Source organism: Microbacterium sp. Y356 (assembly GCF_059445355.1).
On record NZ_JCAIUE010000001.1, the window covers coordinates 2,200,367 to 2,219,550 of the forward strand.

At 63.6% G+C, this 19,184-nt stretch carries 17 protein-coding genes and 1 tRNA gene; 8 read left to right on the top strand and 10 right to left on the bottom strand.

Annotated features, from left to right (window positions below; all coding sequences use genetic code 11):
* Window positions 1–10: 10 nt before the first annotated feature.
* From AC1C2Q_RS10625 to AC1C2Q_RS10660, 8 genes are all read right to left on the bottom strand, one after another.
* Complete coding sequence (locus tag AC1C2Q_RS10625) at window positions 11–544, bottom strand: MarR family winged helix-turn-helix transcriptional regulator (protein WP_495450057.1); 534 nt, start codon at window positions 542–544, stop codon at window positions 11–13.
* An 80-nt stretch (window positions 545–624) separates the two neighbouring features.
* The gene (locus tag AC1C2Q_RS10630) at window positions 625–1,863 is read right to left on the bottom strand and encodes a CaiB/BaiF CoA transferase family protein (protein WP_495450058.1); all 1,239 of its coding nucleotides are present in this window, start codon (window positions 1,861–1,863) and stop codon (window positions 625–627) included.
* Window positions 1,860–2,444 (bottom strand): MarR family winged helix-turn-helix transcriptional regulator, encoded by a 585-nt coding sequence (locus tag AC1C2Q_RS10635; protein WP_495450059.1) that lies wholly within the window; start codon window positions 2,442–2,444, stop codon window positions 1,860–1,862. Before AC1C2Q_RS10635 ends, AC1C2Q_RS10630 begins: the two co-directional genes overlap by 4 nt.
* Complete coding sequence (locus AC1C2Q_RS10640; RefSeq protein ID WP_495450060.1) at window positions 2,441–3,313, bottom strand: alpha/beta fold hydrolase; 873 nt, start codon at window positions 3,311–3,313, stop codon at window positions 2,441–2,443. The genes AC1C2Q_RS10635 and AC1C2Q_RS10640 overlap by 4 nt, the downstream gene beginning before the upstream one ends.
* Window positions 3,313–4,131 (bottom strand): ATP-binding cassette domain-containing protein, encoded by an 819-nt coding sequence (locus AC1C2Q_RS10645; protein ID WP_495450061.1) that lies wholly within the window; start codon window positions 4,129–4,131, stop codon window positions 3,313–3,315. Before AC1C2Q_RS10645 ends, AC1C2Q_RS10640 begins: the two co-directional genes overlap by 1 nt.
* Complete coding sequence (locus AC1C2Q_RS10650) at window positions 4,128–6,044, bottom strand: dipeptide/oligopeptide/nickel ABC transporter permease/ATP-binding protein (RefSeq protein WP_495450062.1); 1,917 nt, start codon at window positions 6,042–6,044, stop codon at window positions 4,128–4,130. Before AC1C2Q_RS10650 ends, AC1C2Q_RS10645 begins: the two co-directional genes overlap by 4 nt.
* The gene (locus AC1C2Q_RS10655; protein ID WP_495450063.1) at window positions 6,041–6,985 is read right to left on the bottom strand and encodes an ABC transporter permease; all 945 of its coding nucleotides are present in this window, start codon (window positions 6,983–6,985) and stop codon (window positions 6,041–6,043) included. The genes AC1C2Q_RS10650 and AC1C2Q_RS10655 overlap by 4 nt, the downstream gene beginning before the upstream one ends.
* A gap of 34 nt (window positions 6,986–7,019) precedes the next feature.
* A complete protein-coding gene (locus AC1C2Q_RS10660; RefSeq protein ID WP_495450064.1) occupies window positions 7,020–8,597 on the bottom strand; it encodes an ABC transporter substrate-binding protein in 1,578 nt (525 codons plus the stop codon).
* A gap of 98 nt (window positions 8,598–8,695) precedes the next feature.
* Between AC1C2Q_RS10660 and AC1C2Q_RS10665 the strand changes: the two genes are divergently transcribed.
* The 4 genes from AC1C2Q_RS10665 (at window position 8,696) to AC1C2Q_RS10680 (ending at window position 13,948) form a co-directional block, all read left to right on the top strand.
* Entirely contained in the window at window positions 8,696–10,147 is a 1,452-nt protein-coding gene (locus AC1C2Q_RS10665; protein WP_495450065.1) for an alpha/beta hydrolase domain-containing protein, read from the top strand.
* Window positions 10,148–10,326: 179 nt separating this feature from the next.
* On the top strand, window positions 10,327–11,688 hold the full coding sequence (gene gad / locus AC1C2Q_RS10670; protein WP_495450572.1) for a glutamate decarboxylase: 1,362 nt from the start codon (window positions 10,327–10,329) through the stop codon (window positions 11,686–11,688).
* Window positions 11,688–12,320, top strand: a complete 633-nt coding sequence (locus tag AC1C2Q_RS10675) for a hypothetical protein (protein WP_495450067.1) — start codon at window positions 11,688–11,690, stop codon at window positions 12,318–12,320. Before gad ends, AC1C2Q_RS10675 begins: the two co-directional genes overlap by 1 nt.
* A gap of 71 nt (window positions 12,321–12,391) precedes the next feature.
* The gene (locus AC1C2Q_RS10680; protein ID WP_495450068.1) at window positions 12,392–13,948 is read left to right on the top strand and encodes a molybdopterin-dependent oxidoreductase; all 1,557 of its coding nucleotides are present in this window, start codon (window positions 12,392–12,394) and stop codon (window positions 13,946–13,948) included.
* A gap of 60 nt (window positions 13,949–14,008) precedes the next feature.
* Here the strand turns inward: AC1C2Q_RS10680 and AC1C2Q_RS10685 are convergent, their stop codons facing one another.
* Window positions 14,009–14,623, bottom strand: coding sequence for a PadR family transcriptional regulator (locus tag AC1C2Q_RS10685; protein ID WP_495431071.1), 615 nt, complete (start codon window positions 14,621–14,623; stop codon window positions 14,009–14,011).
* 138 nt (window positions 14,624–14,761) lie between these two features.
* Here AC1C2Q_RS10685 and AC1C2Q_RS10690 point away from each other — a divergent pair, with 138 nt between their 5' ends.
* The 4 genes from AC1C2Q_RS10690 (at window position 14,762) to AC1C2Q_RS10705 (ending at window position 19,013) form a co-directional block, all read left to right on the top strand.
* The gene (locus AC1C2Q_RS10690; protein ID WP_495450069.1) at window positions 14,762–16,060 is read left to right on the top strand and encodes a protocatechuate 4,5-dioxygenase subunit alpha/beta; all 1,299 of its coding nucleotides are present in this window, start codon (window positions 14,762–14,764) and stop codon (window positions 16,058–16,060) included.
* A gap of 1 nt (window position 16,061) precedes the next feature.
* A complete protein-coding gene (locus AC1C2Q_RS10695; RefSeq protein WP_495450070.1) occupies window positions 16,062–16,829 on the top strand; it encodes an alpha/beta fold hydrolase in 768 nt (255 codons plus the stop codon).
* 74 nt (window positions 16,830–16,903) lie between these two features.
* Complete coding sequence (locus AC1C2Q_RS10700) at window positions 16,904–18,025, top strand: aromatic ring-hydroxylating dioxygenase subunit alpha (RefSeq protein ID WP_495450071.1); 1,122 nt, start codon at window positions 16,904–16,906, stop codon at window positions 18,023–18,025.
* A gap of 1 nt (window position 18,026) precedes the next feature.
* Window positions 18,027–19,013 carry a PDR/VanB family oxidoreductase gene (locus tag AC1C2Q_RS10705; RefSeq protein WP_495431075.1) on the top strand — a complete coding sequence of 329 codons (987 nt, stop codon included), beginning with the start codon at window positions 18,027–18,029 and terminating at the stop codon, window positions 19,011–19,013.
* A gap of 76 nt (window positions 19,014–19,089) precedes the next feature.
* Here the strand turns inward: AC1C2Q_RS10705 and AC1C2Q_RS10710 are convergent.
* Window positions 19,090–19,160: transfer RNA gene (locus tag AC1C2Q_RS10710), tRNA-Gly, on the bottom strand.
* Window positions 19,161–19,184 lie beyond the last annotated feature (24 nt).

Here is a 19,184-nt window from a genome sequence, read left to right on the forward strand (position 1 = left end):
GCGCTGATCGCTACGACGCAGCAATTCCACCGCGAGGCCGTCGACGACGTGCTGCGACAGCGGCAGTCTCGGCCTGCTTGTCGCCGAAGTATCCACCGGCGAGGACATCGGCTGCGCGGTCGAGGATCTCGGTGAGAGTGGCCGTCGCATCGATGTCGATCTCGCCCGTGAGGCGTTCCTCGCGTTCGAGGATCTCGGATTCGCATTCTCCGAGGAGCCGCCAACCTTCTGAGCTGAGCTGCAGCAGTCGCACACGTCGGTTCGTGGAGTGGTCGATGCGCTCGACAAGGCCGGTGTCGAGCAATTCGGTCACGACCACATGGGCGGCTTGTGAGCTCACGAAAGTGCGCCGAGCCACATCTGCGTTAGACATCGGCAATCCTTCGCCGAGCACCTGGAGGATGAACAACTGGGGGAGTGTGATGCCCCTGGCGAGAGCCGTATTCTCGGCCGCACGGTTCAATGCTCTGGCGAAGCGGTACGCGGTGTAGCTCAGGAAGGCCGTGGCCGGCGTTCCTCGAGGATCTCGTATCTGCTCCGGCACGTTTCCAGACTATGCCTGCGGGGTGCCGGCGGTGCGCCGACACCCTCGCGTGGAGGATGCCGCAGTTCGCGGCACCCGGCTCAGATGACCTGCGACTCCTCCAACTCGGCGATCCGCTCCCCTGGATACCCGAGGAGGTCGGACAAGACTTCCCTCGTGTCGGCTCCCAAGGCGTGGGCAGGGTTGTCGAGCCCGACCGCGCTGCGACTGAAGGTGATGGGCACTCCGGTGCCCCACAATTCGGCGTCAACATCGAAACGAGGATGCTGGATGCGCACCACCTCACCGCGAGCCTGCACTCGTGGGTCCCGCACCGCATCCGCGAGGGTGCGCACGGGCGCCGAGGGCACGCCATTTGCTTCGAATGCCGCTACGGCCGCGGCGACAGTCCGCCGTCCTGCCCAGTCAGACATTCGCTGGTGCAGATCATCGGCGTTTCTCACGCGCGCGTCGCGGCCAGCGAAACGCGGATCATCCGCGAGCTCGGGCTCTTCAATAGCTCGGAACACCCCTGCAGCGAACGCGTCGGTCGGTCCGCAGACCGCGAACCAGCCGTCTTCCGCGCGGAACGTGCCGAACGGCGCCAACCGGGGAACATAGTCGCCGGTCCTGGTCGGGTAGCCCAACTCCTCGAAAGCGTCGAACGGCTCGCAGGCGACGAGGGATGTCATCGCGCCCAGCATCGATACGTCGACATGCTGTCCTTTGCCGCTGGTCACTGCCTCAAGCAGCGCCGAGACCGTGCCGATTACGGCGAATAGCGGAGCGGACAGGTCGGCGATGGGCAGCCCGAAACGCACCGGGCTGTCGCCGGGGTCGCCGGCGGTCATCATGACCCCGCTCAGCGCCTGCACGATGGTGTCCATCGCTTTCGCTCCACCGGTCTCGTCTGAGCCGAATCCCGTGATGGAGGTGTACACGAGTTTGGGGTTCGCTTCACGCACTGATTCGTAGTCGATTCCGAGTCGGCGCGTCACGCCGGCGCTGAAGTTCTCTACCAGAACATCAGCATGACTGATGAGATCCAGCAGCACCTCACGTCCCTCCGGCGTCTTCAGATCCAGGGAAATGCTCTCCTTGTTCCTGCCGCGCAGGAGCATCGACACCGACATGTCGTCGTCGCCCGACTTGACGGGCGAGAGCCCCTCGGCGGTGACGTACGGGGAGTTGGTGCGAGAACTGTCGCCGCCTCGGTGGGGATTTTCCACCTTGATCACCCGTGCTCCGAGCCCACCCAGCAGGAGAGTCGCATACGGTCCTGCCAGGGCCGTGGTGAGGTCGATGACGACTCGTCCCTGCAGTGGAGCACTGGCGGTCATGTGATCTTCTTTCTATCGATGGGTGAAGGCATGGGATGCGCGTCCGGTGTGCGCGCGAGTGTGCTCCGAGATGGTCGACTGACCGCCGCCACCGCAGCTTCGAAGTCGCCGAACCAGCCGCCGAGCAGGGTTTCGGCCAGAATCTCCAGAACCTGCGGCAGCCGCTCGCGGTCGGCATCGGGAAGAGCAGACATCGCCCTGTCCTGCATGCTGTGCAGGGCGTTTCGAGCGGTATCGAGCATTGCCCAGCCGGCATCCGTGAGGCACGCCAGCTTGACGCGCCCGTCGGTCGGGTGACGCACGGTCTCGACCAGCTCACGCGAGATGAGCGTGGAAACGACCTGATGGCTGGATTGCGGAGTGACGAATGCTCGACGTGCAAGCTGCGCCGATGACAGAGGAACCCCTTCTGCGAGAACGAGGAGGACGTTGAACTCGGCCAGCGTGACGCCGTGCTGCCATGCGATATCGTCCACGGCGCGGTTCATCGATCGCGAGAGCCGATTGAGGATGTAATACAGCTCATCCGTGGCAAGAGTGCCGCTGTGCTCTCTCTGGCTGTCGGTTTCGTTCTCGTTCATGATGCGAACGTTTCCGATACGATTCCGTCGCGCGGCTCGGCGGCGTTGTCGAGCTCTGCGAGGAAGAGTGCGACCTCTCGTGCGAGGCGCGCGGGACTCTCGCCCGCGATCATGTGCCCCTCGTCCTCCCACAGCACCGTCTTCGCGCCACGTACATTCATTGCGGCACGCAGGCTGGCCTGCGGGCTGATCACGCCATCGCGCATCGCGCCGAGGATCAAAACCGGGACCCGGATGGACCGGAAGATCTCGGCAAGCTGTTCGTCGGTGGTCGCCTCCGGGAATGGCTTGCCCTGGTTGATCTGGGCTTCCTCCTCGGATTGCGCGGCGAAGTTGCTGATCACACGGCGGTACATGTTCTCGCGGGCTGCGAGGCGGGCCGGGTCATCCGACCACCCCGCAAGGATCTCGAACTGCGCGCGAACGACATCCGGATCCCTGCGGCCGGCGATGATCTTCGCCCGCCCCGCAGAGCTGGAGGTTCCTCCGACTCGATCGTGCGGTGCCCCGACGACGGAGACCAGCGCGAGAAGCCGTTCGGGATGCCGCCTGGCGAGATGCCACCCGATGCCCGCCCCGTGTGAGACGCCGGTGTAGACGAACTTCTCGATGCCAAGCTGATCCGCGACTCTGCAGACGTCATCGGCCCAGGTGTCGAGCCAGCCGGCCGCCGGAGCATCCGCTAGATGGGTGGATCGCCCCCAACCGCGCGCCTGGATCTGGTACAGGGGGTTCCCGAGGGGGGCACGGGAGAGAATCTCGGGATAGCCGCCTGATTCAAATGAGGAGGCGCTGGAGAAGATCGGCACACCGGTGCCACTGAATTCGTCGTACCACAGGGACACGTCGTCAATAGATATGTAGGGCATCAGCCCACCTCTTTCTGCATCGCGGAGTTATTGCTTGTGTCGGTGCGCTCAGTGCTGGGCACGGAAGCCAGAAGGGTTCGCGTGTAGTCCTCGCGGGGCGCGTCGAAGAGCCGCTCGGTCGGTCCGGCCTCGACGATTTCGCCGGAGCGGAGCACCACGATGTCGTCCGAGATCTGACGCACGATCGTGAGGTCGTGGGAGATGAACAGAAGACTCAATCCGAACTCGCGCTGCAGCGAAGTCAGCAGGTTCATAACATCCGCCTGCACCGATAAATCGAGCGCACTCACCGGCTCGTCACACACGATGAATTCGGGGCTCGTCATGAGAGCGCGAGCGATCGCAATGCGCTGACGCTGCCCGCCGGAGAACTGAGCCGGGAAGCGGGCGAGTGCGCTTTCGTCGAGACCGACCTTGCGGACCAGTTCTCGCGCCCGCTCGAGAGCTGCACCGGCCGCCATCCCGTGGAAACGGGCGGGCTCGATGAGGCTGTACCCGATAGTCCGCAACGGGTCGAGCGAGCTGTACGGATCCTGGAAGATCACCTGGCGCACCTTGCCGAGCTCACGACGCTGCCTCGATGTCAGATCGCGGATCGGGTTGCCCAGGAAGCGGATCTCACCGGCCGCAAGTGGCACGAGACCGAGAACGGCCATGCCGATGGTGGTCTTACCCGAGCCGGACTCGCCCACGAGGCCTAGGGTCCTGCCCCGGGCGACGGCGAAGTCGACGCCCGTCACCGCTCGTGACCGGTTTCTTCCGGATCCGTAGTCCACGGCGATGCCTCGGACCTCCAGCACTGGAGCCTCGACGCTCATGCGTTCGCCCCCTCAAGAAGCGCATCGACGCGGATGCAACGGCTCGCGCGGTCCTCGCCAGCATCGACGAGCGCTATTGCCGTCTCGGAGCATTCCGGCTGCGCGAATTTGCAGCGAGCGGCGAACCGGCAGCCGCCCGGCCAGGACCCCGGCGGCGGCACTATTCCACCGATCGTGGGGAGGATGTCACCGCGGCGAGCACCGTGCGGGTCGGAGGCCAACAATCCGCGCGTATAGGGGTGGCGGGGCGAGTTGATCAGCTCGACAACTTCGGCTTCCTCGACCACCTGTCCGGCGTACATGACGAGGGTGCGATCGCACGTCCCGGCGACCACTCCCCAGTCGTGAGTGACGAGGATGATGGCCATCCCCGTGTCGTCACGGATGCTCTTGAGCAGGTTCAGGATCTCCGCCTGTACGGTGACGTCCAATGCGGTGGTTGGCTCGTCCGCGATGAGCACACGAGGGCGTCCGGCGAGCGCCTTGGCGATGACGACGCGCTGTGCCATCCCGCCGGAGATCTGGTGCGGGTAGCTGCGGTAGACGCGGCCAGGATCGGAGAGCCGCATGTCGGCGAGCAGTTCCATCGCCCGATGCTTCGCTTGACGACGAGAGCATTGATCGTGAAGTCGCACGACCTCGACGAGTTGGAAACCGATCGTGAACGACGGGTCCAGCGCGATGAGCGGTTCCTGCGAGATGTACGCGATTCCGTTGCCGCGCACATCTTTCATCGCCTTGGTATCACGAGAAATCTCGCGTCCCTCGAAAGTGATCGAGCCAGCACTCACACGGCCGCCGCGTCCGAGTAGACCGATCGTCGCGAGGGCGGTCACGGTCTTTCCGCTGCCAGACTCTCCGACGATCCCGAGGATCTCCCCGGGAATGACATCGAAGGAGACGCGGTCGACAACGGTGAGCGGGTCGCCAGCGCCGAACGTCACACTCAGGCCGTCGACGTTCAGGAGTGCTCCCTCTCGTCGCTCGCGGTGCTCGTCAGGGGTGTCGACCGTGGAGGACGGGGCCGAGACTCGACCTGCCCGCGCCGGCACCGGCCGCACCTGTACCTGCTCGGCCGCGGCATCCCGCAGGGCGTCGCCCAGTAGGCCGAAGGCGAGCGTCGCCAGGACGATGACGCCACCCGTCGGGATGAACATCCACGGGAAGGACTGGATCGCCGATGCCGCCTCCGCGACCATCCCACCCCACGTCGGGGCTGGCGGCGGCGGGCCGAACGCGAGGAAGGAGAGTCCGGTCTGGATCCCCAGGGTCGCGGCTCCGAAGAGCGAGGCCTGCACCAGGATTGTGCCGCGCGCCTGCGGCAGCACATGGCGCAGGAGGATCAGCCGGGTCGGCAGCCCCGTGACGGCGGCGGCCTGCACGAAAGGCTCTTGCCGCAGTGCCAGTACGGCGCTGCGGAACACCCGAGTGAAGGCCGCCGATGCGAGCACACCGACCGTCACCATGGCCGCGAGCATGCTGTTGCTGAAGATGGCCAGTGACGCCAACGTAATGAGGATGCCGGGGATTGACATAACGATGTCGATGACCGAGAGCACCGCCCGGTCGAACGCCCCGCGGAGATACGCCGCGAGGATCCCGACTGGCACGGAGATGATCAACATCACTCCGAGGCCTTCGGCGACGCCGATCAGGGAGTCTCTTCCGCCGTACATGATTCGGGTCAGCAAGTCGCGCCCGAGAAGGTCTGTGCCAAGCCAGTGCGCGACGGACGGCCCTTGGCGGGCGATCGTCATGTCTTGAGCGATCGGATCGTACGGTGCGAGCCAAGGTGCGAAGACCGCCGCGAGGATGAGTACCGCGATGATGGCGGCAGAGGTGACGCCCAGAGGCTTGCGCAGCAGCGCCCGGGTCAGCGACGCGGAGCGCACAGGAGAGGTCGGAGGCTTCATCGGCTCTGTCGGACTTTCGGATTGAGGGAGACGTACGCGATGTCGACCACGAGGTTGATCACGATGACGATCGCCGTGAAAGCGACGCCGACACCGAGGATGACGGGAAGATCCTGTCGCGCGGCAGCGGAGGTGACGAGGCTGCCCAGGCCAGGGAGGACGAAGACGTTCTCGATGAAGACCGCACCGCTCAGGGCGCCGACCGCCATGAGGCCGATCAGCGTCGTGGTCGGAATGGAGGCATTGCGCACGACGTGCAGCAGCACAATCCGCGGTTCCGACACCCCGGTGGACCGAAGGACTCTCACGTAGTCGCGATCAAGCTCTTTGCGCACCGAATCGCGCATCTGCTTCGCGATGACGGTGATTCCACTCAGCGACATCGCCGCGACAGGCAAGACGAGGGAGTGCAGCCAGGGACCCACTCCGGCGGCCGGTGGCGCGTACCCGGTTGCCGGGAACATGCGCAGTCCCACGGCGAAGATGCCGACGAGCACGATGGCGATCCAAAAGCTCGGAAGGGCAAAGCCGACCAGGGACAGCGCATCGATGCTTCGTCCGACCCATCCTTCGCGGAGGGCGCTGGCGAGTCCGATCAGCACGCCTAGCACGGCGATCGAGATCGTCGATCCGACCATGAGTGAGAACGTGAGGCCCATCCGCGCGCCCAACAGCTTGGTCACGGGTTCACCGCTGTAGATCGACGTCCCTAGATCGCCTTGGACGAGTCCGACGGCCCAGTTCGCGTACTGCGTCCACAGTGGCTGATCGAGACCCATCTGCTCACGGAGGTAGGCGATGGACTCTGGTGTGGCGTTTTCGCCCAGGATCGCCAGGGCCGCATCGCCGGGAACCAACGACATCAGCACGAAGATCGTTGCCGTCGACACCAGGATCAGCACGATCGACATCAGCAGCTGTCGAATGATCATCATTGTCATGTCGTCACCCCCCTCGATGCGGCTCTGGCAACCATCAACTGGCCGGCTGCCAGGCGAGATCGGCCGACGGGGCGACCGGAATCGGGTTGGGGTTCAGCGCGGAGACCGTCACGTTCGTCACATCAGGGGAGATGTAGTAAACGTTCATCGTCGCAACCAACGGCAGGAACCAGGCAAGCTCGTTGGACCGCTCAGTCACCTGCTCTTCCAGAGCCGCCTTCTCAGCGTCCGTCGCAACGATCGACTGAGCGACAAGGTCGTCCAGAGCCGCGTCTTTCACCCCGAACGCGTTTGTGAAACCTTCGCCTGTGAAAGTCGTGGCGTAGTCGGATGCCGTGTCGCCGACGATCGGCCAGATGATCGCCGGGTACTGCTTGCTGCCTGCCTTCTGGATGAAGTCCGGAATCGAGCTGGCGACATCGAGCGTCACGTCGATTCCGATCTCGCCGAGGTGTGAGATGGCGGCCTGGGTGATGAGTGACTGGTTGTCCAGCGGCGTCTCAGACAGCAGGGTCATGGAGAATCCGTCGGGGTAGCCCGACTCGCTCATGAGTGACTGGGCCTTGTCGAGGTCGAAATCGAAACCGTAGTCGTCGATGTGCCCGATCTCATCTGGTGCTGTCAGCTGGTCGATCGCGGTCGCGAACTCGTCGCCGCCACGTGCGGAGACGATGGCCGATCGATCGATCGCGTAGCCCATCGCCTGACGTACCTTCTCGTCGCTCAGTGCCGGTACGAGTTCTCCGTTGCGGTCGAGCACGATAAGACCGTAGTTGAAGAACGGTGCGGCGAGGACCGACAATCCTGCGTCCTTGGCCGTCTCAAGAGAGTCAGCCCCACCCCCGGCGAAGTCCACCTGGCCGGTGGTCGCAGCCGAGATGACGGCATTGGGATCACCGATGACCTGCACGGCGATCTGATCGTACTTCTGCGCGTCGGAGTTCCAATATCCGTCCCAGCGCTCGTACACGTAGCTCGACTCGGCCACGGATGCGTCCGGGTTGTATTGGTAGGCGCCCGTGCCGTTCATGCCGGTCAGGAGCGAGTCGGGATCGGCCACCCCGTCCGGGCCGATGATGAGACCGAGCTGGTTCATCTGCGTGAGCTTCGTTGGTCCTGCCGGGTATGGAGATGAGTAGGTGATGAGCAGAGTGTCTTCGTCCTCGGCGACGATCGTGTCGATTGGTCCGACGGTTCCGACCTGACCTCCGCCAGCATCCATGAAGTAGTTCATCGAGTCGGCGGCTGCCTGCGCGGTCAGCTCGTTGCCGTCCTGGAACGTGACGCCCTCGCGGATCGTCAGTTCGAGCTGAGTGTTCTCCTCGTCGCGGAACTTCCATTCGGTCGCCAGATCGGGTACGAGTTCGCCGTCGCCGCTGAGGTAGATGAGCGGGTCATAGGCGAGGGCGGTGAAGACGACGCTGCCGCCGCCGCCCGCAAGAGCGGGATTCAGGCTGATCGGCACGCCGGTGAACTGCAGCGTCAGCTTCTCACCGAGGCCGCTGCTGGCGTCACTGCTCTGTTCGGGGGACCCCGAACAGCCGGTTAGGACAAGGGCTGCGCTGGCGATCAGCGCGACCCCAGTCGCTGTGTATCTACGTCGTGATGACATGCGTTGCTCCTTTGCAAGATGGTCAGGGATTCGGGATATCCGCAACGAAACTTATCAAGTAAACTGATAAACAACAACTCCCGATCGGAGGTTCATCGATGAACCCACATTCCCCGCAGTTGGTGCTTCTGGATGGCTCAAAACCGCCGTTTGGTGCGGCCTTCGATGCCCGGGAGGGCTTCGGGTGTGACCTGTCCGTTGCGGGCTACGAAGAGGAGGAATACCTGCTCGTCGGTAGTGCAGGGCTCTGGCAGTCGGCCGAACCAGGCTCGCCGAGGCGGGACGATGCCACGATTCCCTATCGCACCCGGCTTCTCGTGCGATATCCCTCCGACCCGGCTCGTGCTTCGGGCGTCACCCACGTCGAACCGCTGCATCCCCACATGGATGCGGGCCTCTCATGGGACGCATTGGCGTCGCATTTCTTGCGCCGAGGCGACGCCTGGGTGGGGGTCACCGTCTACCCACACGTCGCACGAGCGATGCGAGAGCAGATCGATCCCGAGCGGTACGGAACGCTTGACGTCCCGGGACTCGGCACCGAGTGGGACATTTTCTCCGATGCCCTTGAGCTGATCCGAAGCGACACTCTCGGTTCGCTGCGTACATCGCGGATCGTGCTATCCGGGTGGTCGGCGACCGGCAGCTTCTGCCGGGTGTTCGCGCGGGAACGTTTCGCGACCGCGCGCGGCAGTCTCGCCGATGCGGTGGCGATCTTCATCTCCTCTGGCGGAGCGGGACTCGCCGGGTATCCGCTGCTGTCTCCCGAAAGTCGCGCCGTTGACGCCGACGACGAGCGGCGGACGGTGCGCGATGCAGGCATTCCGGTGTTCGAGATACTGAGCGAGACTGAGTCCGAGACGCACCGCGGGCAGCTCCGCGACGACTCGGATGAGCCGGGCGACACGTACCGGCTCTATCAGATCGCCGGAGCGGCCCATATCGAGAACTGGCCAGGCGTGCGATCCACTAACGCCGCTACGCTCGCTGCCACCGGGATCGATACTGGCCACATTCCGGTGCGGGAGCAGCGCTCGGACGCTCGCAGCGATCTCATCGCCCGCGCACTTTTGGACAATCTCATCCGCACTGTCGACGGCACCAAGGCTCCGCATGGGCTGCGGTTCGACTACGCCGAGGGCCCGATACATCCCAGTCAGATGCTGCGCCGCGATGCGGACGGCAACGTGCTTGGAGGCATCCGCTCGCCGTGGGCGGAGGTCGCGCTCGCCGCGTATTCGCCTCACGGTACGCCGGGAGGCGAAGGCGGGGAAGGTCCCGGCTGGACGCCACTCGCGGATCGTGACCTCGCGGCGGGGCTCGTCGGGACGATGACTCCACTGCCGAGAGGGGAGGCCGTTCGTCGGTATCAGGATGAGCGCGGCTACCGTCGACGCTTTGAGGAGTCGAGCCGCAATCTCGTAGACGACGGGTTTCTGCTAGCTGAAGATGCCCCGGAGCTGAATGAGACTGCTGCGAGCCGATGGGAGGCGTCCGTGGCGAGCTCAGACGGCATCCGAAGCGTCCCGCAGGCCAAGTTCGCGGGCTGACGAACCGCGCCCTGCTCGCCTGGAGGGTGTCCTTCGTCTGATCTTGAGCGCCGCCCCTGCCAGGACGCTACGGTGTCCTGTATCGGGTGTAAACCGATGTTCGTGCAGAAGCGACCGATCAGGAGTGCACAGTGCCCACCAACCACACCCCGGCCCGCCAGTCGACCAATGTTGATCCGATGCTCAGCATCAATCCGGTCTTCGTCCGCCCCGGTGAGGCGACCGAGTTCGACAAGTTCGTCATGCCCGATGGGCCGAGCCTCCCTGAGACGGCCTACCAGATCGTGCACGACGAGGCGATCCTCGATGGAAACTCCCGGCTGAATCTGGCGACGTTCGTGTCGACCTGGATGGACGACGAGGCGAAGAAGCTGTACCTCGAAGCCGCAGACAAGAACATGATCGACAAGGATGAGTACCCGGCCACCGCGGCGATCGAAGACCGTTGTTGGCGCATCCTCGCCGACCTGTGGAACGTCCCCGATGCGAATGACACGATCGGTACGTCGACGATCGGATCGTCTGAGGCGTGCATGCTCGGCGGGCTGGCGATGAAGCGGCTGTGGCGGGAGAGGCGCAAGGCGGAGGGGAAGTCGACAGAGAACCCCAACATGGTCATGTCTGCCGCCGTGCAGGTTGTCTGGGAGAAGTTCTGCAACTACTGGGAGATCGAGCCGCGCTACGTGCCGGTGACCCCTGAGCACATGGTTCTGGACGGGTTCGAGCTGGAGAAGTACGTCGACGAGAATACGATCGGTGTCGTCGCCATCCTCGGCCAGACCTACACCGGCGCGTATGAGCCGGTCGAGCAGATCGCCCAGAAGCTCGATGAGATTCAGCAGGACACCGGCCTTGATATCCGCATCCATGTCGACGGGGCATCCGGGGCGATGGTCGCGCCGTTCTGCCAGCCTGATCTGGAGTGGGACTTCCGCATCGAACGGGTGAACTCGATCAGCACCTCCGGGCACAAGTACGGCCTCGTCTATCCTGGCGTCGGCTGGGTCGTCTGGCGGAACAAGGCTGTGCTGCCGGAGAGCATCATCTTCCACGTCAGCTATCTCGGCGGCGACATGCCCACACTCGCGCTCAACTTCTCGCGTCCTGGCGCGCAGGTGCTGCTGCAGTACTACCAGTTCCTCCGGCTCGGTCGGGAGGGGTATCGCGCAGTGCAGCAGAACTCGATCGACGTCGCGACATATCTGTCATCCGAGATCGAAGAGATGGATGCGTTCGAGCTGATCAGTCGTGGCGACACCATCCCCGTCTTCGCATGGATGCTGAAGGCTGACCACACCGACAACTGGACGCTCTACGATCTCGCGGATCGGCTGCGGATGAAGGGATGGCTGGTTCCTGCCTATCCCATGGCCGACAACCTGTCGGACATGGTGCTGCAGCGAATCGTTGTGAAAGCGGGCCTCAGCCGTGATCTGGCATCCGCTCTTCTGGCGGATATCAGGGGCGAGGTCGCCTACCTCGACGCGTTGAAGTTCCCGCTTCCTGATCGTGCGAGCGGCCAGGCTCAGTTCCACCACTGATGGTGCTCACTGAGACCAAACAGTGCTGGGGCTTCATCATTGGCTCGGCATTCTTCGCGCTGGCGACGGTGCCGGGCATGGCCTTTGGCGCGCAGACGGCGAACGTGCTCTGCTTCATCGGGGCATGGTTCTTCACCGGTGCCGGCCTCATCCAGCTCTTCCTCAGCGGTTCCGCTTGGGAGCGCCTCGCTTCAGGACGACGTGTGGTTCGTGCGGAATGGCTGACGGCATCGACGCAGTCATTCGGCACGATCCTGTTCAACGTGAGCACGATCGCAGCGCTGTTCGCCGTGTCACGTTCTGCGGATGACCGATTCGTCTGGAGTCCGGATGCCGGTGGCTCCGTCGCCTTCCTCGTGAGCGGATGCTTCGCTTTCGTCGCGTACGCGCAGGGCGGGGCACGGATGTGGGATGCCGGCAATCGGGACTGGTGGTCGACGCTCATCAACTTCGCCGGGTGCGTCGCGTTCGCTGTATCAGCGGTCGGTGCGTACGTACTTATTGATGGTGAGGACTTCAGGGGCGCGCTCGCGAGCAATGGGACGTTCGTCGGGGCGCTGTGCTTCCTGGCCGCGGCGGCGGTGGCATTGCCGAGGCGGAGTGGTTACTCGGTGGCGTTAGCCGAGCGTTAGATCCCATCCGATTGCGCTCTGTCTCCGAATAACGTGGGAGCACACCTTCACGGGTGTAGTTGGAGGAGACCATGGTCAAGCGCAGTGGCAGGCGATTCATCGTGTGGGCGGCACTCGCGGGCGTGATCAGCGGTGCGGTCTTCCTCGCGACCGCGGAGCTGTTTGCGCTGATCTTCGCACGCGCGGCCAGTCCAATCATCGCCGTGGGCGGGTTCGTGATCGACATTGTGCCCCAGCCCTTCAAAGAGTTCGCGATCGCCACCTTCGGCGAGTACGACAAGATCGCCCTGCTGGCAGGGCTGGGTCTGGCCGTCGTTCTCGCCTCCGCGATCGCCGGCATCTTGCAACTAGTGCGTCCTCCGCTTGGAGTCGTCGCACTGGTCATTGCGGGCGTTGTCTCGACTGCGGCTATCGTGACCCGCGCAGGGGTGACGCCGCTCGCCTTCCTTCCGCCGGTCCTCGGCACGATCGTCGGATCCTTCATCCTCGTGCTCCTCGTTCGTCGCCTCAAGGCATGGCGAGAGTCGACGGTCACTGGCGCAGAAGCCGCACCGACCGGGTTCGACCGCCGACGCTTCTTCATGCTCGCGGCGATCGCCGGAGCATCCGCCGTCGTCGTCGGCATCGCCGCCCGCACCGTGAGCATGGCAGTGGCTTCGGTCGAGTCGCTCCGTAGTGCTCTCAAGCTTCCGTCTCCGCGTACGAGTGTCACCGTGCCGGCGGGTGCAGAACTCGATGTGCCTGGGCTGAGCAAGCTCTTCACGCCGAATGAAGACTTCTACCGTGTCGACACGGCGCTCACTGTTCCAACGATCGACCCAGGGACCTGGCGGCTCGTGCTCGACGGCATGGTCGATCAGCGTGTCGAGATGACCTTCCAAGACATCCTCGACATGGGGCTCGACGAGTATGCAATCACGCTGACCTGCGTCTCGAACGAGGTCGGTGGCGAGCTCGTCGGTAATGCGATGTGGCTCGGCGTGCCGCTGCGCGATGTGCTGCGCAAGGCAGGGCCGAAGTCCGGCGCCGACATGGTGCTGTCACGCAGTGTCGACGGCTATACCGCGAGCACGCCCTTGTCGGCTCTGACCGACGACGGGCTCGATGCCATCCTTGCGGTCGCCATGAACGGCGAGCCGCTGCCGCTCGAGCACGGCTTCCCGGTGCGGATGGTCGTTCCCGGTCTCTACGGCTACGTCTCGGCGACCAAATGGCTCACCGAGCTCAAGGTCACGACCTTCGCCGATGACGAGGCCTACTGGACGCCGCGAGGCTACAGTGCCGAGGCCCCGATCAAGTTCGCATCCCGTGTCGATACCCCCAAGCTCGGCGCGGCGGTCTCTGCCGGTCGCATCCCGATCGCGGGCGTCGCGTGGGCCCAGTCCGTGGGCATTGATCGCGTGGAGGTGAGTATCGACGACGGAGAGTGGGTCCCCGCTACGCTGTCGGCGCCCATCAACGACGACACCTGGGTGCAGTGGGTCATGGAGTGGGACGCGACTGCCGGTTCGCACTACGTGGCCGTCCGTGCGGTCAACAAGAACGGCGACATGCAGATCGAGGAACGGGCACCGATCGCTCCCGACGGCTCTTCCGGGTGGCAGCGCTCACTTATCCGCGTTACGTGAGGCTCGATGCAACGTCCGACTCCACACTTAGGGGTGGAGCCATGGCGTCGTTCCCCGGCGCTATGTGACTGGGTGTGGAATCATCACGGGTTGCGTGCCCGCCAATCGGTCGACGAGCTCCAGTCCCCGTCGCGCCCACTCGATCTCGGCGACCGCACGACCAACGAGGCCCTCGTAGGCGAACCGCTTGAACTCGATCGTGCGCTCGTGATCTTCTGGGGCTGTGACCGCGAGCCGGCGAACAAGCATGAGGTTGGTCATTTCGTCGGTATGCCGAATCTGACCTTCGAACTGAACCAGTTCTTTCGTCCATTCGATGATGTGGCGCTGTAAGAACTCGCGCGCTGCTTGCGGAGTAGTCGCCTCGAGATACGCGGCTCGCAGATGAGCCGGGTCTCGCACGCGTTGGTACTCGATCGGCGAAGCCATCCATTCGAGGAATTGCGAATGACCGAGATCCGTGACGTGGTAGAGCCGGCGCGTGCCCCGCGTGCCGCGGATCTGCTCCTCGGCGGTGACGAGCCCGTCGGCTTCCATGCGCCGCAGTTCCGGATAGATCTGAGAGTTGGGTGCGTACCAAACGTGCCCCACCGACTGACCGAACTGCTTGGCGAGGTCGTATCCCGACAGCGGTCCGACACGGAGAAGCGCAAGCAGAGCGAAGCGCAGAGTCATCGGACTCCTTTCGGGACAAGGGTATACGAGCGAATATTCGTGCGGTCGCAGGCATCGTGAAATATCTATGGACATAGCTACATGCATAGCTATAGAGTGCTTTTTACGATACCAGAACGACGAAGTTTGGAGTTCGATATGGGGCTCGACAGGTCCTATCAAGACGTTCCCGGCACGACTGTCTTCGACGCAGAGCAGGCACGAAAGGGCTATCACCTCAATCAACTCGCCATGTCGTTGATGAAACCAGCGAACCGAGAGCGTTATCTTGCCGATCGCGAGGTATATCTCGATGAGTGGCCCTTGACGCCCGCGCAGAGGCAGGCAGTGCTCGACATGGATCTGAACGCGATGATCCGCGAGGGGGGCAATATCTACTTCCTCGTGAAGATTGGCGCCACCCACGGCTTGAGTGCGCAGCAGATGGTCGGCTCGATGACGGGGATGTCGGAAGCGGCGTATCGCGACATGATGCTCGGCGGAGGACGGAAACCCCAGGGCGTTCGTCTGAAGGACTTGGACGGCTGGACACCGACACCGGTTGTTGAGGCCGCTCAGACGGCCCGGGCAGGAGCGCCGGCCAGATACACATCTGCCGTCTTCACCTCACATGTTCCCGCCATTGGAGCGGCCATGGATCTGGGCAAGACCGAGGAGCCCTATTGGAGAAGGGTGTTCGCTGGATACGAGTGGACACGCAAGTGGGCGAAAGAGAACCCACCCGACGTCGTGATTCTCGTTTACAACGACCACGCCACGGCGTTCGATGCGTCGATCATCCCGACTTTCGTGCTCGGCACAGGCGCTCGCTATTCTGTCGCCGACGAGGGCTACGGCCCGCGGCCCGTACCTGACGTCAAAGGGTTTCCCGAACTGGCGGGTCACATCGCGCATTCGGTGATCCAAGATGACTTTGACCTCACTCTCGTGAACGAAATGGTCGTCGATCACGGATTGACCGTCCCGCTCTCGCTGGTGTTCGGCGATGTCGAGGAGTGGCCGTGCCGGGTCATCCCACTTGCCGTGAATGTTGTGCAGTACCCGGTGCCATCCGGACGTCGATGCTACGAATTGGGAAGGGCGCTGCGGCGCGCGCTGGATAGATGGGACGGTGAACAGTTGAACGTTCAGATTTGGGGGACCGGTGGCATGAGTCATCAACTTCAGGGGCCGCGTGCCGGCCTGATCAATTCCGAGTGGGACAACGCGTTCCTCGACCACCTCATCGCTGATCCGCTCGGGCTGAGCGATTGGCCACACCTCGAATATGTTGACGAGGCCGGGTCTGAAGGTATCGAGCTGGTCGACTGGCTCATCGCTCGAGGGGCGATGGACGACCAGTTTGGCGGCGAGGCTCCCACCGTGGCCCACCGGTTCTATCACGTTCCGGCATCCAACACCGCTGTCGGCCATCTCGTCATGTCGAATCCGGCCTGACATGCAGTCTTCTCGCGAGTCAAGTATTCAGAAGACTCCGGCAGTCGTCCTGGTGCACGGGGCATGGGGTGGTGGCTGGGTGTGGCGTCGTCTACTAGCGCCACTGCGTGCGGCCGGATTCGAGGTCCACGCCGTCACGCTCACCGGCGATGGTGAGCGCGCACACCTGCGCCGGCCAGACATAACGCTGCAGACCCACATCGACGATGTGCTCGGTCTGATCGAGGCAGAGGAACTCGATGATGTCGTGCTCGTGGGACACAGCTATGGGGGCATGGTCATCACGGGTGCAGCCGCGGCGATGGAATCCGCAGAAACTTCGCGTGTTCGCGGGCTGGCGTACGTCGACGCTATGGCTCCGTTATCCGGCGAAGGATGGGGAGTCGGTCACTCTCCCGAGATCGCAGCAACGCGGATAGCTATGGCCGCCGAACACGGCAATGCGCTGCCACCGCCGGATCCGACCGAGGGGTTCGCCCTCAGCGCCGACGATGCGGCCTGGCTGCGCCGGCGTCATGTGCTTCACCCTTTCGGCATGTATCGAGAGCCGCTCGAGTACGACGAGGCGCTGTTGCAGTCGCTGCCGCGCTTGTTCGTCGACTGCAATGAACCGGCCTACCCGACCATCGACCCGATACGCAGGCGCGTGCGGGAGACGCCAGGTTGGCAGGTGAGGGAGATCGCCACCGGACACTTCCCGATGGTGACCGAACCGGTGCTGCTGGCTCAACACTTGCTCACCTTCCTGGATTCATTGCCAAACCGGTAGGCGGTGTCGCCTACGTACCGCGATAGATAGCCGAATAGACAGTGGAATTCAATTCCACGCACGAAGGAGTGGACATGGCTGGGATGCGCACGACAGCGAAGATCTTCGACTACCCGCGCGATGCGTGGTACGTGGCCGCGTGGGACTACGAGGTCACACGTGCCCCGCTCGCACGAACGATCGCTGGCCGGCCCCTCGCGTTGTATCGCACGCAGGACGGCTCGCCGGTGGCCCTCGCGGATGCCTGCTGGCATCGGTTGGCGCCGTTGTCGATGGGAAAGGTCATCGGCGATGATCTGCAGTGCCCGTACCATGGCATCCGTTACAACCAGGCGGGGCGCTGCACCTCGATGCCTGCGCAGGAAACGATCAACCCCAGCGCGACCGTCCCGTCATTCCCCATCGTCGATCGTTATCGGTATGTCTGGGTGTGGGTCGGTGACCCCGTGCTCGCCGACCCACAACTGATCCCGGACATGGGTCAGATGACGGATCCGGGATGGACCGGCGATGGAGAGCTGATACACGCCGACTGCAACTACCAGCTGGTACTGGACAATCTGATGGACCTCACGCATGAGGAATTCGTGCACTCCTCGAGCATCGGTCAAGCCGAGCTGAGCGGATCGGAGTTCGTCACCAGTCACACGGACACGACCGTCACCGTGGAGCGGTGGATGCTCAACATCGATGCGCCGCCACTCTGGTTCAACAGCATGCGGGACAAGTTTCCGGGTTTCGAGGGCAAGGTCGATCGCTGGCAGATCATCCACTTTGAGGCGCCGTCGACGATCCGGATCGACGTCGGCGTGGCCAAGGCCGGTACCGGAGCGCCCCAGGGAGACCGAAGCCAGGGCGTGAACGGCTACGTGATGAATACGATCACGCCCGAAAATGACCGCACATGCCATTACTTCTGGTCATTCCAGCGCAACTACTGCATCGACAGTCAGCTCATCACCACCCAGATGCGTAACGGCGTGCACGGCGTGTTCGGTGAAGACGAGCGGATGCTGCACGCGCAGCAAAGTGCGATCGATGCGAATCCTGACTACGAGTTCTACAGCCTCAACATCGACGCTGGAGGCATGTGGGTGCGCCGCATCCTCGAACGGATGCTAGAGCGGGAGGGGCGACCAACGAGTGTTCCGCTCCGGCCGGGGAGCTCCGCGGAATCTATGCCAGAGGCTGTGTGAAATGGCGCAGGCGCACACCGTGACATGGCAGCAGGCCACTGTGCGAGAGTCGGTGCGTGTGACCGACCGCATCCAGCGGATCGTACTGACTCCCGACGCTCGACGCAGTCTGGGCCCGGGCATGCACATCGATGTTCGCATGAACCTCGGCGGTGAGCCTGTCATGCGTTCGTATTCCATCGTCGATTCAGTCGGCGATGGCGGAGACTTCGCCATCAGCGTCATGCGCACGGACGTCTCGCGCGGTGCAGCCGTCTTCATGCACGCTCTCCGGCGCGGTGATCGCATCGATGTGACCCACCCGCTACAGGACTTTCCCTACCGGCATGGCGCCGCCCAGTACGTCTTTCTCGCTGGTGGGGTCGGCATAACGGCCGTGCTCGGTATGGCGCGAGCGGCTCGCGCAGCTGGTGCGGAGTATCGGGTTGTCTACTGTGGGCGCAGCAGGGAGGCCATGGCCTACCTCGATGAACTGATCGCCGAGCACGGCGAAAGGCTGCGTGTGCACGTCGGGGAGGAAGGCACCTCGCTTGATGTTCCACAGTTCGTCACCGATGTCGCACCGGATGCGGAACTGTACATGTGTGGTCCGATTCGGCTCATGGATGCTGTTCGGCGAGCATGGGATGCTTCTGGCCGGCCCAATGCCAACCTTCGATTCGAGACGTTCGGCAATAGTGGCTGGCATGACGCGCAGCCGTTCCGTGTGCGAATCCCAGGTGCCGACATCGATATTGTCGTGCCGCCAGACAAGACACTGCTGGAAGCACTTGAGGATGCGGGTGCCGACCCGATGTTCGACTGTCGGAAGGGGGAATGCGGCATTTGTGAGGCTCAAGTCGTGGAACTCGTCGGCGACATCGACCACCGCGACGTGTTCTATAGCGAGCGTCAGCGCGACGCGAGAGCGAAGATCTGTCCTTGCGTGTCCCGCATCAGAACGACCAACGAGACCAAGATGGCCACCATCGAGCTCAAGCTAACGTGACGTCAGAGGCGCGCAATCATTCCTGCGACCATGCCAACTGGCGTGAGAACTCACAGCGGACGCGCGAGTTAATCGGAGGGACTGACGGGAATCGAACCCGCGCTATCTGCTTGGGAAGCAGAAGTTCTACCATTGAACTACAGTCCCGCGGCCTTGCGGCGCCTCGCCAGC